The organism is Streptomyces sp. NPDC048442, from assembly GCF_040651475.1.
Taxonomy (GTDB): Bacteria; Actinomycetota; Actinomycetes; order Streptomycetales; family Streptomycetaceae; genus Streptomyces.
The window spans coordinates 188,824-203,399 of sequence record NZ_JBEZKB010000009.1 but is presented as its reverse complement, the minus strand read 5'-3'; the positions used below and the strand labels follow the sequence as shown (position 1 = coordinate 203,399).

Annotated in this window: 11 protein-coding genes and 1 tRNA gene; 6 read left to right on the top strand and 6 right to left on the bottom strand. The window is 69.4% G+C overall.

The features are described 5' to 3' along the window. The first annotated feature begins 89 nt into the window (after positions 1–89). The 3 genes from AB0D18_RS16735 to AB0D18_RS16725 all read left to right on the top strand — a co-directional run bounded on the left by AB0D18_RS16735 (position 90) and on the right by AB0D18_RS16725 (position 4,181). Positions 90–1,085, top strand: coding sequence for an SGNH/GDSL hydrolase family protein (locus tag AB0D18_RS16735; protein WP_362418036.1), 996 nt, complete (start codon positions 90–92; stop codon positions 1,083–1,085). Between the two features lie 309 nt (positions 1,086–1,394). Beyond that, a complete protein-coding gene (locus AB0D18_RS16730; protein ID WP_362418033.1) occupies positions 1,395–2,615 on the top strand; it encodes an acetyl-CoA C-acetyltransferase in 1,221 nt (406 codons plus the stop codon). Positions 2,616–3,113: 498 nt separating this feature from the next. Continuing rightward, positions 3,114–4,181: a hypothetical protein gene (locus AB0D18_RS16725; protein ID WP_362418252.1), complete on the top strand. Its 1,068-nt coding sequence runs from the start codon at positions 3,114–3,116 to the stop codon at positions 4,179–4,181. A 28-nt stretch (positions 4,182–4,209) separates the two neighbouring features. Here the strand turns inward: AB0D18_RS16725 and AB0D18_RS16720 are convergent, their stop codons facing one another. Continuing rightward, positions 4,210–4,521: a hypothetical protein gene (locus AB0D18_RS16720; protein ID WP_362418031.1), complete on the bottom strand. Its 312-nt coding sequence runs from the start codon at positions 4,519–4,521 to the stop codon at positions 4,210–4,212. A gap of 102 nt (positions 4,522–4,623) precedes the next feature. Here AB0D18_RS16720 and AB0D18_RS16715 point away from each other — a divergent pair, with 102 nt between their 5' ends. Beyond that, the gene (locus tag AB0D18_RS16715; RefSeq protein WP_362418028.1) at positions 4,624–4,857 is read left to right on the top strand and encodes a DUF4287 domain-containing protein; all 234 of its coding nucleotides are present in this window, start codon (positions 4,624–4,626) and stop codon (positions 4,855–4,857) included. A 109-nt stretch (positions 4,858–4,966) separates the two neighbouring features. Here AB0D18_RS16715 and AB0D18_RS16710 read toward each other — a convergent pair whose 3' ends face one another. Further along, positions 4,967–5,851, bottom strand: coding sequence for a Bax inhibitor-1/YccA family protein (locus AB0D18_RS16710; protein WP_362418026.1), 885 nt, complete (start codon positions 5,849–5,851; stop codon positions 4,967–4,969). 271 nt (positions 5,852–6,122) lie between these two features. Continuing rightward, positions 6,123–6,205, bottom strand: a tRNA-Leu gene (locus tag AB0D18_RS16705). Between the two features lie 425 nt (positions 6,206–6,630). Here AB0D18_RS16705 and AB0D18_RS16700 point away from each other — a divergent pair. Together AB0D18_RS16700 and AB0D18_RS16695 are read left to right on the top strand one after the other, a co-directional pair. After that, entirely contained in the window at positions 6,631–7,407 is a 777-nt protein-coding gene (locus tag AB0D18_RS16700; protein WP_362418023.1) for an ABC transporter ATP-binding protein, read from the top strand. Positions 7,408–7,466: 59 nt separating this feature from the next. Next, entirely contained in the window at positions 7,467–10,004 is a 2,538-nt protein-coding gene (locus AB0D18_RS16695; RefSeq protein WP_362418020.1) for an FtsX-like permease family protein, read from the top strand. 114 nt (positions 10,005–10,118) lie between these two features. Here the strand turns inward: AB0D18_RS16695 and AB0D18_RS16690 are convergent, their stop codons facing one another. The 3 genes from AB0D18_RS16690 to AB0D18_RS16680 all read right to left on the bottom strand — a co-directional run bounded on the left by AB0D18_RS16690 (position 10,119) and on the right by AB0D18_RS16680 (position 14,452). After that, complete coding sequence (locus AB0D18_RS16690; protein WP_362418017.1) at positions 10,119–11,333, bottom strand: phospholipase D-like domain-containing protein; 1,215 nt, start codon at positions 11,331–11,333, stop codon at positions 10,119–10,121. A gap of 151 nt (positions 11,334–11,484) precedes the next feature. Beyond that, positions 11,485–12,789 (bottom strand): cyclopropane-fatty-acyl-phospholipid synthase family protein, encoded by a 1,305-nt coding sequence (locus tag AB0D18_RS16685; RefSeq protein ID WP_362418249.1) that lies wholly within the window; start codon positions 12,787–12,789, stop codon positions 11,485–11,487. 256 nt (positions 12,790–13,045) lie between these two features. Continuing rightward, on the bottom strand, positions 13,046–14,452 hold the full coding sequence (locus AB0D18_RS16680) for an NAD(P)/FAD-dependent oxidoreductase (RefSeq protein ID WP_362418014.1): 1,407 nt from the start codon (positions 14,450–14,452) through the stop codon (positions 13,046–13,048). Positions 14,453–14,576 lie beyond the last annotated feature (124 nt).

Below are 14,576 nucleotides of genomic sequence, written 5' to 3'. Positions count from 1 at the left end.
CAGTTAGCAGATGTACGGACTGAACCGCGCACGGATGTTCGCGCGGATGGCTCTTCGAGGAGGTGGCTGCGACTGTGTCGAGAGCGAGGGTGGCACGGCGAATCGCCGCGGGCGCGGCGTACGGCGGCGGTGGCATCGGGCTGATCGGAGCCGCGACGGTGGGCCTGGTGATCGCGGAGGTGCAGTTGGCGAAACGGGCGGTGGGCGTCTCGGTCGCGCCGATCGCCCCACCGGCGGACGGCCTGTACGGCACGGCCTTCGCCGGCCGGACCGGCCTGCCCCCGCTGCGGCTGGGGGTGCTCGGCGACTCCACGGCGGCCGGCCAGGGCGTACGGCGGGCCGGGCACACCCCGGGCGCACTCCTGGCCTCGGGCCTCGCGGCGGTCGCGGAGCGGCCGGTGGAACTGCGGAACGTGGCGCTCCCGGGCGCGATGTCGGACGACCTGGAACGCCAGGTGTCGCTGCTCGTCCGGGACCCGGTGAACCCGCCGGACGTGTGCGTGATCATGGTCGGCGCGAATGACGTGACGCACCGGATGCCCCCCACGCAGTCCGTACGCCACCTGGCTTCGGCGGTACGGAGGCTGCGCACGGCCGGCGCGGAGGTCGTCGTCGGGACCTGCCCAGACCTGGGCACGATCGAGCCGGTCTACCAGCCGCTGCGGTGGCTGGCCCGCAGGGTCTCGCGGCAGCTGGCGGCGGCGCAGACGATCGGCGTCGTCGAACAGGGCGGGCGGACGGTGTCGCTCGGCGATCTGCTCGGGCCCGAATTCGCGGCGAACCCGCGCGAGCTCTTCGGGCCCGACAACTACCACCCCTCGGCGGAGGGTTACTCGACGGCCGCCATGGCGGTGCTCCCCACCCTGTGCGCGGCACTCGGCCTTTGGCCGGAATCCGACCGGCTGGACGGCTCCCGCGACGAGGGCATGCTGCCGGTCGCCCGTGCGGCGACGAAGGCGGCGGAGGAGGCGGGAACGGAGGTCACGGGCGCACGAGCCCCCTGGGCCCTCCTCAAACACCGCCGCCGCAGGAGGATCCCCACCGCCCCGGACCCGGCCGAAACATCGCCCTCTTCCCGCGGATAACGCGTGCGGGTGCGTCGTGGCTGATCGCGCAGTTCCCCGCGCCCCTAAAAGCCTGCCCCTCAGCCCGCTAGCCCTCTTGGGCAGCGGGGCCGCCCCCCGGGGGCGGGACGGGTGGGCAAGGGGGCGGCCCCCACGCGGAGCACGCCGTCCCGCGACCGCACGCGCTCGCCACCGCCCCGCCCCCCCCCCTGAGCAACCGCTTAGAAGTGCGGCCCGCGTCACACCACCCACCAGGTGACCACCCCCGGTACGGCCCGGTAACTTCGCAGAAGGACCGGCCACTTACCCCCGCACCCCCCAGGAGCCCCGATGCCCGAAGCCGTGATCGTCTCCACCGCCCGCTCCCCCATCGGCCGCGCCTTCAAGGGCTCGCTCAAGGACTTCCGCGCCGACGACCTCACCGCGACCATCATTCAGACCGCCCTCGCCAAGGTCCCCGAGCTCGACCCGCGCGACATCGACGACCTGATGCTCGGCTGCGGTCTCCCCGGCGGTGAGCAGGGCAACAACCTCGGCCGCATCGTCGCCGTGCAGATGGGGATGGACCACCTCCCCGGCTGTACGGTCACCCGCTACTGCTCCTCCTCCCTGCAGACCTCCCGCATGGCTCTGCACGCCATCAAGGCCGGCGAGGGCGACGTCTTCATCTCCGCGGGTGTCGAGATGGTGTCGCGCTTCGCCAAGGGCAACTCCGACTCCCTCCCGGACACGCACAACCCCCTGTTCGCCGACGCCGAGGCCCGTACCGCCGCCGTCGCGACGCAGGAAGGCGCCCACTGGCACGACCCCCGCGAGGACGGCCTCGTACCGGACGCGTACATCTCCATGGGGCAGACGGCCGAGAACCTGGCCCGGCTCAAGGGCGTGACCCGCGCCGACATGGACGCCTTCGGCGTCCGCTCGCAGAACCTCGCCGAGCAGGCCATCAAGAACGGCTTCTGGGAGCGGGAGATCACCCCGGTCACCACCCCCGACGGCACGGTCGTCAGCCAGGACGACGGCCCGCGCGCGAGCGTCACCCTCGAAGGCGTCTCGGGCCTCAAGCCCGTCTTCCGCCCCGACGGCCTCGTCACCGCCGGCAACTGCTGCCCGCTCAACGACGGCGCCGCCGCCCTCGTGATCATGTCCGACACGAAGGCGCGGGAGCTGGGCCTCACCCCGCTCGCCCGCATCGTCTCCACCGGCGTCTCCGGCCTCTCCCCCGAGATCATGGGCTACGGACCGGTCGAGGCCAGCAAGCAGGCGCTGAAGCGCGCCGGGCTGACCGTCGGCGACATCGACCTGGCCGAGATCAACGAGGCGTTCGCCGCCCAGGTGATCCCCTCGTACCAGGACCTCGGCCTGGACCTCGACAAGGTCAACGTCAACGGCGGCGCCATCGCCGTCGGCCACCCCTTCGGCATGACCGGCGCCCGTATCACCGGCACCCTCATCAACAGCCTCCAGTTCCACGACAAGCAGTTCGGCCTGGAGACGATGTGCGTCGGCGGCGGCCAGGGCATGGCCATGGTCATCGAGCGCCTCAGCTGACGACCCGCAACCGGCGACCGACAGTCACCGCCTGACTACCGTCAACCCGTGCGCCCCTGGCCCCCCTTGGTCCCCACGGACTCCCCCCACGGCCAGGGGCGCACCCCCTTTGTGGAACAGCTCACGAATCACCGAGATCACCGAGCGCGCAGCCCGTTCGAAGCGCACAATCATCTGAGCGCAGCTGGTGCGCACTCCCCCGTGCGCCCCGTCAATCGAGTCGCGTCCCAGTCGTGACCCAATCTCCCCCAGGATGTGATCTACCTCCAGGGGGAGGCGGATCACCGCAGGTCACGACTGTTTACGGACGAAAGGCCAGGCACAAAGACCTGTCCAATTCATGACGTAATGCACTGACAGCGAGCGAGCGCACACGGGAAGCTGATGTAGGAAGTTCGGGGGATCGGTCGGGGGACCGATGCCGGCCGGGTTCGCCTCGGAGTTGGCCGGGTTCGTCCAGGGGATCGCAATGAATTCAGGAGTACGTCAGTGAGCGCCATGTCTCTTGCCCTGCTGCTCGCCACCGCTGCTACGGCGGCCGTGGGCGGCGCTGCCCTGCACACCGTCCGCGGACTCCGCGAGGAGGTCGCCGCCCTGCGCGCCGACCGCGCGGCCGACCGCGCGGAAGCGGCGGAACTGCAGGCCAGGGCGGCGCTCTCGGCACTCCCCCAGCAGACCCGCAACGGCGAGAGCGCTGTCACTGCGGCCGCCGAGATACGGGCCGCCGTGACCGAGGCGCTGGCCGAGGAGCGGGAGCGGGAGCTGGCCGAGGCGCGCGCGTTCTGGGCGGCGCAGGAGGCCAGGGACGCGGCCGACGCCCCGTCCCTGCTCGGCGGATTCACCGCGGCCGAGCAGGAGTCCCTCTCGTACTACATGCCGAAGCCGGTCGAGTTCACCGGCCTGCAGGAGGGCGAGCTGGAGGCCCTCCTGGAGGCGACCCGTGCCTACGGCGCCGAGGAGTCGGAGTTCTACCTCTCCATCGAGGAGGAGGAGGCCGCCGAGGTCCAGACGCTGAGGGACGCGCAGAACGGCGCGGTGAAGGACCCCGCCCGCACCTCCGAGGACGACGACACAGACGACGACACGGACGGCGACACGCACGGCGAAACGGACGGCGAAACGGACGACGCGGACGACGACCTGCCGCCCGCCGACTCCGCCGAACTTGCCGCCGCCCGCCGCCGCCACCCCTCGCACCCCGACTTCGTGCCCTTCGTGCCGCAGCCGGCGGCCGCCCCGGTCACCGACCGCGGCGACCGCGGCGACCACGACGCGACGATGGCCAGGCTCGAAGGCCTCGCCGTCACCCGCGCCCCGCTCTCGGACATCCGTCCGGGCCCGCTCGGCACCCTCGACGTGTACGTCTTCGTGGACGGTACGACGCTGTGCATGACCCCCGGCCACCGCGAGACGGCGGAACAGCTCGCGCAGTCGCTGCGCGACGGGAATCCGCCGGTGCTGCTCGGCGGCTCCGGGATCTCGGGAGCGTACGCACTGACGTTCTCGTGCGGCGAGGAGAACGTCTACATCCTCGCGGACCGCGTCATCGCCTCGTACCCCGCGTAACCGGTCCCGTGCGCCCCCACCAGGGGCTTCACAGCCGCTTCTCGACCGCTTCCACCAGCGCCACGGCCTCGTCCAGTTCACCGGGCGGGGCCGTTCCCACGACCAGCGCCAAATCGCGCCCCGCGACGGCCAATTGGTCGGCGACGGCGAAGATGCCCGCGTCCGGCATCGGCAGCGGCTCGCGGCCGGGGAACTCCAGGCGCTGCGCGCGCAGCGCGAATTCCCTGGCCAGCGCCAGTCCTTCGGCGGCCGCGCCGAGGCGCAGCCTGCTCTCGGGGGTGGAGCGCAGCCGGTCGGCGAGCCGCTCCACGGCGGTCAACAGGGGTGTCGTATCCAGCACATCGCGACCCTACGCGCCTCCCCGGGGCTGTTGCCAACAAGCCAACACTCAGGCACGGTGACGTGAAGGACCAGCACCGCGCAATGCCTTCCGGAGGCGCCGATGTCCCAAGTCTTCTCCGAAGAGACCCATCGCAATCTGCTCTCCCGCATCCCCCAATGCACCGGTCGTGAAGTGTCCGACTGGTTGCGCACCGTCGATGACGGGCCCTCCCTCTTCCGCTTCGAGGAAAAGGTGAGCTGGCTCCGCAGCGAGCACAACCTGGCCCACGGTCACGCCAAGGCGATCATCCACGAGTACGACCTGAGGCGGGCCGCCCGCAGGTTCTTCCACTGACCCTCCGACCCACCGCCCCCTACTCCCCCCACCCCCTCCAGCTACCTACGCGAAAGGGCCCGCAGACCGTCCGTACGGTCTGCGGGCCCTTCCCGGCACAACGGTTCTGCTAGTCGTCGCCGCTCAGGATCGAGACGAGACGCAGCATCTCCAGGTAGATCCACACCAGGGTCATGGTGAGGCCGAAGGCCGCCATCCACGACTCCTCGCGCGGGGCGCCGTACGCGATGCCGTCCTCGACCTGCTTGAAGTCCATGGCGAGGAAGAACGCACCGAGCAGCACGCCCACGATGCCGAAGATGATGCCCAGGCCGCCGCTGCGGAAGCCGAGGCCGTCACCGCCGCCGAACACCATGAACAGCAGGTTCACGGAAGTGAGCACCAGGAAGCTGATCGCGGCGATCATCACGAAGCGCGTGAAGCGGGCCGTGACGCGGACGATCCGGGTCTTGTACAGCACGAGCATGGTGACGAAGACCGCCATCGTGCCCAGCACCGCCTGCATCGCGGCGCCCTCTGCGATGTACGTGTTGACGTAATTGCTGATCGCGCCGAGGAAGAGACCCTCGAAGGCCGCGTACGCCAGGATCAGCGCCGGAACGGGCTTGCGCTTGAACGACTGGATCAGGCCGAGCACCATCGCGATGACGGCCGCACCGATGGCGAGGCCGAGGCTCATCTGCGTGACCCACGCCACGGTCGCGCCCGCGACCACGAGGCCGAGCGTGATGGCCGTGCGCGTGACGACGTCGTCCATCGTCATGACGCTGCCGCGCGGCGGTGCCACCGGGGCGCCGTACTGGTCCTGCTGGGCGTACGGGTTGGTCGCGTACGGGTTCGTCGCGTCCTGGGCGTACGGATTGCCCTGGGCGTAGGGGTTGCCCTGGGTACCCACGGCGGGGCCCCCGGCCTGCGGCTGCTGCGCGTTGAACCCCGCGCGGCCGTTGTCGCGGCTGAACCCCCGTCGCGAGAAGACCGGGTTGCTGCTCCTCATCTCACTCCTCCATGGCCACCGTGTGCGACCTTGCTGTCAAGAGTAATGGGGTCGCAAAGAAACCACCCCTGTACCCAAGGAGGATCTTTCCCCGATCCTGACAGCCGACGCAACGGCAAAGGTATTCCCAGAAGGCTCCACGACCCGGGGCCCTCCGGGAACCTGCCGCGGCCGAGCCGCCCCCGCGATCCAGCGGACCAGGACCACCCGCGAAGCGGAAGCGGCCGTCGCCCGACCCGGCCTTCTGTCCGCACGCCGGAGAACGTGAATGTGCCCGGAACCGGACTCGAACCGGTACGCCCCCGAGGGGCAGCGAGGTTTAAGCTCGCCGTGTCTGCATTCCACCATCCGGGCCGGGCGCGAGGCCGCGACAACGGCTCTGAGCCTATCCGCAGAGATTCCCCGGACAGCCGCGCATCGGCCCAACGCTGTCTTATTTTATGGATGCTTGATGGAGCGTCAGTAGAGCGGCAGGGTCGGCGGCAAGGGCCGTAGCTGGCACGGGCCCGTTGCACCCTGTGTCGGAGCGTGCACGGGATTGACGGAAACTCGACCTCTTGTGCCCGGGTCTGCGGGGGACTGCCATGGACTGCCGCCCTGTCGGGCAGCTCCTGGCACGGTTCCGGTCTCGGGGTCGCCGTCATACTCAAGGAGGACCGAAGTCTCCGTGGGTCAGACCGGAGACTGTCAAGGGAACCGCCATGCGGAGGGACTCGCGGACGTAAAAGCGACGTGAGGATAAGAAGCGTCCCCCCAAGCGTCCCGACAGGAGCTCCCCCATGACCACGTACACCCAGCAGTCCACGCACCGCGCCACCTCGGTGGCCGCACGCGCCACCGAGCTGTCCAAGGTCTACGGGCAGGGCGAGACCCAGGTCGTCGCGCTGGACCGGGTGACGGTCGACTTCCGGCAGGGCGAGTTCACCGCGATCATGGGCCCGTCGGGTTCCGGCAAGTCGACGCTGATGCACTGCGTGGCCGGGCTGGACTCCTTCTCGTCCGGTTCCGTAATGATCGGTGAGACCGAGCTCGGGACGCTGAAGGACAAGCAGCTCACGCAGCTGCGGCGGGACAAGATCGGCTTCATCTTCCAGGCGTTCAACCTGCTGCCGACGCTGAACGCGCTGGAGAACATCACGCTGCCGATGGACATCGCCGGCCGCAAGCCCGACAAGGCGTGGCTGGACAAGGTCATCGAGATGGTCGGGCTCTCGGCACGGCTGAAGCACCGTCCCTCCGAGCTGTCCGGCGGCCAGCAGCAGCGGGTGGCCGTGGCGCGTGCGCTGGCCAGCCGTCCGGAGATCATGTTCGGCGACGAGCCGACCGGAAATCTGGACTCCCGCTCCGGCGCCGAGGTCCTGGGCTTCCTGCGCAATTCGGTACGGGAGCTGGGGCAGACCGTCGTCATGGTGACGCACGACCCGGTGGCCGCCTCGTACGCGGACCGCGTGATCTTCCTGGCCGACGGCCGGATCGTCGACGAGATGCTGCATCCCACCGCGGACGGCGTCCTCGACCGGATGAAGGACTTCGACGCCGTGGGCCGTACGAGCTGACGCACCCGCTCCGCCCCGTTCCCCCCTTCCCGGCCCTCTCCCACCAGGACGTAACCCCCATGCTCCGCACCGCCCTGCGCAATGTGCTCGCGCACAAGGCCAGGCTGCTGATGACCGTGCTCGCCGTCATGCTCGGCGTCGCCTTCGTCTCCGGCACCCTGATCTTCAGCGACACCCTCCACAACGCCTTCCGCCAGCAGTCCAACAAGGGTCTCGACAAGGTGGCCGTCGGAGTCGAGGACTACGGCAGCCGCCCCGACGACGCCGAACAGCGGCCCGGTATCAGCCAGGCCCAGGTCGCCAAGATCGCGGCAGTGCCCGGCGCGGACACGGCCACCGGCCTGGTCAACGGCTTCGCGGGGGCCGCCGACCGCGACGGCAAGCTCATCGCCCAGGGCTGGTCCAACAGGGGCGGCAACTTCTTCCCCGGCAAGGACGGCAAGGACTGGCGCTACGCCTTCACCGGCGGCCACGGCCCGGCCGACTCCGGGGAGATCGCACTCGACAGGGGGACCGCCGAGAAGGGCGGCTACCAGGTCGGCGACAAGGTCCGCATCGCCACCAACCGGCCGGTGAAGGAGTACACCCTCGCCGGTGTCTTCACCACCGACCAGGGCGAGGTCAACTCCGGTGGCAGCCTCGTGCTGTTCGACACCCGGACCGCCCAGGAGCTCTTCCTCAAGCCCGGCTTCTTCTCCTCCGCCCTGGTGACCGCCGGACCCGGCGCCGACCAGGCCGCACTGCAGAACGCGATCACGCCGCTGGTGTCCAAGGACGCCACCGTGCGGACCGGCACCCAGCTCGCCGCCGAGGAGGAGCAGTCGGTCACCGAGTCGACCAAGACCCTCACCCAGATCCTGCTGGGCTTCGCCGGCATCGCGCTGTTCGTCGGGGTCTTCCTGATCTCCAACACCTTCACCATGCTGGTCGCCCAGCGCACCAAGGAACTCGCGCTGATGCGGGCGGTGGGTGCCTCCCGCAAGCAGATCACCCGCTCGATCCTGGCCGAGGCCGGCATCGTCGGCCTGATCGCCTCGGTGATCGGCTTCGCCGTCGGCCTCGCCATGGCCTCGGGTCTGGACCCGCTCATGAAGGCCCTCGGCGCCCAGCTTCCTTCGGGACCGCTGGTCGTCGGCCCGACCCCGGTGATCGCCTCCCTCGCCGTCGGCGTACTGATCACGATGTTCGCCGCCTGGCTGCCCGCCCGCCGCGCCGCGAAGATCCCGCCGGTCGCCGCGATGAGCAGCGTGCACGCCACTCCCTCCATGAAGTCCCTGGTCGTACGGAACGTCATCGGCGCCCTCGTCACCGCCGTCGGTGCGGCCACCGTCGTCGGCGGCGCGGCCATGGGCAAGGACACGGGCCGGGTACTCATCGGGGCCGGCGCGTTCCTGGCCCTGATCGGCATCATCATCCTGATCCCGCTGCTGTCGCGGCCGGTGATCGCCCTGGTCCGTCCGTTCCTGAACCGGGTCTTCAAGATCTCCGGCAAGCTGGCCGGCCTCAACTCGGTCCGCAACCCGCGCCGCACCGGCGCCACCGCGTCCGCGCTGGCCATCGGCCTCACCCTGGTCACCGGGCTCACCGTGCTCGGCGTCACCATGGGCCGGGCCATCGACAAGCAGACCACCGAGGTGATCAAGGCCGACTACATGGTCACCATGGCCAACAAGTCCTCCATGGACAGGTCCGTCATCGACACGCTCGCCAAGGCGAAGGGCGTCAGCGCCTCCTCCCCGCAGCAGTACGGCACCCTTGAGGGGCCGGGCAACTCCGGCCAGAACGCGGTCGGCGTCACCCCGGGCGACGTCGAGAAGGTCCTCAACCTCTCCGTCGTCGACGGCTCGCTGAGCGGCCTGGCCCGCGGTGAGGTCGCGGTCGACGAGAAGACCGCCGCGAGCGAAGGCTTCCGGGTCGGCCAGACCCTGGACATGGCCTACGAGGACGGCAAGAAGACCAAGCTCACCATCGGTGGCATCTACCGCCACAACGACTACCTCAGCGGCATCATGATCGACGACAGGCTCCTGGCCAAGCACGTCGAGAAGCCGATCATCTACTCGGTGTACGTGTCCATGGACGGCGGCCCGAGCGCGGCCAACGCGCAGTCCCTCATCGACTCGCTCGGCAAGAACCCGGCGATCGTCATCATGGACAGCGACGACATCCGCAACGAGTTCGGCGGCGTCGTCAACCAGATGCTCAACATCATGTACGGCCTGCTCGCCATGGCGCTGATCATCGCCGTGCTGGGTGTCGTCAACACCCTCGCGATGTCCGTCTTCGAGCGCCAGCAGGAGATCGGCATGCTGCGGGCGATCGGCCTGGCACGCGGCAAGGTCAAGACCATGATCCGCCTGGAGGCCGTGGTGATCTCGGTGTTCGGCGCGGTGGTCGGTGTGGTCCTCGGTACGTTCCTGGCCTGGGCCATCGGCCAGACGGTCAAGGACCAGATCGCCGGCTACTCGCTGGTCATTCCGTGGGACCGCATCGGCATCTTCCTGGTGCTGGCAGGCGTGGTCGGCGTACTGGCCGCGATGTGGCCGGCCCGCAGTGCGGCGCGGCTGAACATGCTCTCCGCGATCAAGGCCGAGTAGCCCGGCGGGACCACCGGGACAAGGGGACCACCGGGACAGGGACCACCGGGACAGAGCAGCGGCCCCCACGACGTGTCGGACACGTCGTGGGGGCCGCTGTCGTGCGTACGCGCGTTACGAGCCCTTGCAGTAGCTCATGATCTTCGCGTGGTTCTCCTTGAACTGGTCGTAGAGCGCCGCATTGTCGATCTTCAGCAGCGTCTCGTCGTTGGCGCGCAGCGCCGCGTAGCTGTAGTTGTGGCTGCCGGTGAAGACCAGCTTGCGGCCGGTCTTTCCCTCGTAAGTGCCGTTCACCAGCACGTACTTGGAGTGCAGTCCGACCGGGTTCTTGCCGGGCCTGGCCTCCGCGCACTCGACGCGCTCGGTGAGCTTGCCCGCGAGGATCCCGGAGACGTCGGCGCTCATCGACTTACCGCCGTCGTTGGCGAGGATCACCTTGCAGCCGGCCGACTTCATCGACACCAGCTTGCTCGCGACCTCACGGCGCGAGAAGAGGTTGGCGGCCACCCGCACCTCGGTGCCGGCCCCGCAGTCGACGTTGCCGAGGATGAGGGAGATCGTGTCGGTGGAGGCGTCGTTGTTCCAGCTCTTGCCCGCCGCTTCCTTGCGCGGGAAAAAGTACGTCTTGTACGCGCCCGCCGACGGCGTCTGGTAGTAGTCGTTGTTCACCTGCCGCTTGGCCAGGTCGGCGAAGTAGCCCTGGTAAATGCCGTAGAGACCGGCGTCGACGATGGTGACCGCGTTGTTGAACAGGTCGGTGCGCTGGAGGCTCGTCATGTTCGCCGAGGCCTGTACGACGACGTTCTTGGTGCCGCCGGTCTCGGAGAACAGCCAGAACTTGTTGTGGTTGATCGAGCCGTCCTCGGAACCGTCCACCAGCTCGCGCGAGCCGATACAGCCGCGGTTGGCGCCGCAGTTGGTCACGAAGGAGCCCTTGGACTGGTCCGTGCCCAGCGCCGCCTTCAGGGCGTCGTACTGGCCGCCGGCGCCGGTCGCCGCGTTGTCGATGACGATCTTGACGTTGACGCCGCGGTTCTTGGCGTCCGCGAGTGCGCCCGAGACCTGGGTGTCGGTGAAGGAGTAGAGCCCGGCGGTGATGGTGGAACCCGCCGCTGCCCCCTCGATGAGACCCTTCACGTGGTCGCGGATCCGGCTCTGGGCCGCGCTGTCGCCCGCCGGGTCGTTGAACGTCGCGGTCGTCGTCACGGCTGCCGCCGCCTCGGGCGCGGCGCCCGCGAAGGCCACGGCCGGGACGGTCAGGGCGGCGACCGCCGCTCCCGTCCCCCACAGCCACATCCGCTTCGTACGCGTGCTCTTGCGGTGCTCCACGTCGCTTTCCCCTCTTCACTTGACGTGTCCGTACGTGACTTCCGTACATGACGGAACTCCGTGCCGGGGCCCGGAGGCCCTGATCACGGAGTTCCGCAAAAGCTCAACGTATCTTCGCGTCAGGGGGGTTCAAACACCCTCCCTCAGGTGGTCACTCACTCCCCCCACTCCACACACGGGCCCGCAGCGGCATGCCAGACGCCCCCGAGTCCGCCGGGCGGACAACCAGGATCTGGTTGACGCCTATCTTGTTGCGCTCGAAGGAGAGCGCGGAGGCCGCCATGTAGAGCCGCCAGACGCGGGCCCGGCCCGGGGTGACCGTCCGCAGGGCGGCGTCCCAGTTCTTCTCCAGGTTGGCGACCCAGTGACGCAGGGTCAGCGCGTAGTGCTCGCGGATCGACTCCAGGTCGCGGACCTCGAAGCCGGCGTCCTCCAGGAGGCCCACGGTGCGTCCCGCCGGTGCCAGTTCGCCGTCCGGGAAGACGTAGGAGTCGATGAACTCGTCGACGTGGTAGGTGCCTTCGTCGGCGATCGGCCGCCGGGCGATCTGGTGGTTGAGCAGCCTGCCGCCCGGCTTGAGGAGGGCGTACAGGGCGGCCGCGTACTCGCCGTACTGGACGGAGCCGACGTGCTCGGCCATCCCGATCGAGGAGATCGCGTCGTACGGACCGTCCCGCACGTCGCGGTAGTCCTGCACCCGGATCTCGATGCGGTCGGTGAGGCCCTCCTCGGCGATGCGCTTGCGGGCGAAGGCGGCCTGCTCGGTGGAGAGCGTCACGCCGGTGACGTGGACGCCGTACGTACGGGCCGCGTGGATCGCCATCGAGCCCCAGCCGCAGCCCACGTCCAACAGCCGCTGCCCCGGCTGCAGATCGAGCTTGCGGGCGATCAGGTCGAGCTTGTCGCGCTGGGCGTCCTCCAGGGTGGCGTCCGGGTCGGGGAAGTAGGCGCAGGAGTAGACCATGGACGGGCCGAGGACCAGGGAGTAGAAGTCGTTGCCCACGTCGTAGTGGTGACTGATCGACTCCTTGTCCCGGCGCTTGGTGTGCAGCCTGCCGGTACGGCGGCGCAGCTCCTCGGGCGGCGGGGGCGGCGGCGGGAACGGGCCGCCGAGCTTCAACAGGCCGCGGGCGGCGGCCCGCAGCTTGGGGTCGCGGGCCGGGTGGACGGCGTCCTTGACGTCGCCGTCGCGCTCCCAGATCAGCCCGGCGAGCAGGTCCAAGCCCTCGTACAGATCCCCTTCCACGTCGATCTCACCGGCCACCCAGGCGCGGGCGAGCCCCAGCTCCCCGGGCTTCCAGAGCAGCCTGCGCAGCGCCCGGCGGTCGTGGATCGCGAGGGCCGGGGCGCCGGGCGGGCCCGCCTCGCTGCCGTCCCAGGCGCGGATGCGGACCGGGAGCGGGGCGGAGAGGAGTTCCTCGGCAAGACGGGTCAGCCGCAGCGCGGCATCGGCCATGGTGCACACCTCCATGTCGTCCATGTCGTATGTCATCGACGTACTAGTGGGACTAACACCGGCCGGTGGCTGCCGCATCCCGATTCGCATCACGAGAAGGCAAAATAGATGTCTTTTGCATCTACATGCGTGCGGACACGCCGAAAGGGCCGCCCGCACCACGGATGGCGGACGGCCCTTTCGGGATCAGAACTCGTTCGGTTGTGCAGCAGCCGCGGGTGAGGCAGTTACTGGTGAAGCAGTCGCCTACGAAGCGTCAGGAGGCCTTGGCCTCGGTCTTCTTCGGCTCGGCCGCGGCCGGGACCTTCACCGCGTCGACCGGAGCCGGCGCCGGCTTGGCGGCCTCGTAGAACTCCTCGCGGGGAGTCTCCATGGCGCCGAGCGAGACGACCTCGCGCTTGAGGAACATCCCCAGCGTCCAGTCGGCCAGCACGCGGATCTTGCGGTTGAACGTCGGCATCGCCATGCCGTGGTAGCCGCGGTGCGCGTACCAGGCGAGCCGGCCCTTGAGCTTGATCTTCATCTTGCCCATGACGATCATCGCGACGCCCTTGTGCAGGCCGAGACCCGCGACCGCGCCCTTGTTGGCGTGGCTGTACTCCTTCTGCGGGAAGCCCCGCATGCCGGAGACCACGTTGTCGCCGAGGACCTTGGCCTGGCGCAGCGCGTGCTGGGCGTTCGGCGGGCACCAGGCGTTCGGGTTGCCCGCCTTGCGGCCGACCAGGTCCGGAACCTGGGCGTTGTCGCCACCGGCCCAGATGTAGTCGGTGCCCTGCACCTGGAGGGTGGCCTGGGTGTCGACGTGGCCGCGCGGGCCGAGCGGCAGGCCGTAGCGGGCCAGAGCCGGGTTGGGCTTGACGCCCGCGGTCCACACGATGGTGTTGGAATCGACCTCGAGGCCGTTCTTCAGCACGACGTGGCCGTCGACGCAGGAGTCCATCGACGTCGAGAGGTGAATCTCGATGCCGCGGCTCTCCAGGTGCTCCTTGCCCCAGCGGCCCAGCTCCGGGCCCACCTCGGGAAGGATCTTGTCGGCGGCGTCGACGAGGACGAACCGCATGTCGTCGCGCGAGACGTTGCTGTACTGCTTGGCCGCGTCGCGGGCCATGTCCTCGACCTCGCCGATTGTCTCCGCACCCGCGAAGCCACCGCCGACGAAGACGAACGTCAGCGCGCGGCGCCGGACGTCCTCGTCGGTCGTGGAGTCGGCCTTGTCGAGCTGCTCGATGACGTGGTTGCGCAGGCCGATGGCCTCCTCGACGCCCTTCATGCCGATGCCCTGCTCGGCGAGGCCGGGGATCGGGAAGGTGCGGGAGACCGCGCCGAGCGCGACGACCAGGTAGTCGAAGGGCAGCTCGTACGCCTCGCCGACGAGCGGCGAGATCGTGGCGACCTTGCGGTCCTGATCGATGGTGGTGACCCGACCGGTGAGCACCTCGGCCTTGGGAAGGACGCGTCGCAGTGGTACGACGACGTGCCTCGGCGAGATGTTGCCGGCGGCGGCTTCGGGGAGGAAGGGCTGGTAGGTCATGTACGAGCGCGGGTCGACGACCGTGACGGTCGCTTCCGCATAACGCATCTTCTTGAGAATGCGTCGTGCCGCGTACAGGCCTACGTACCCACCGCCTACTACGAGGATCCTGGGACGCTCCGTGGTGCTCATGCAATCGAGTATCCACCCCTCGGCGGGGGGTACCTCGTGAGCCCCTTCACAAGCTCTGCGGGACCCTCTGCTACACTCCGCGGCCCACGTGACTCAGGTCATGCTGCGAGGAGGGAACCACCGG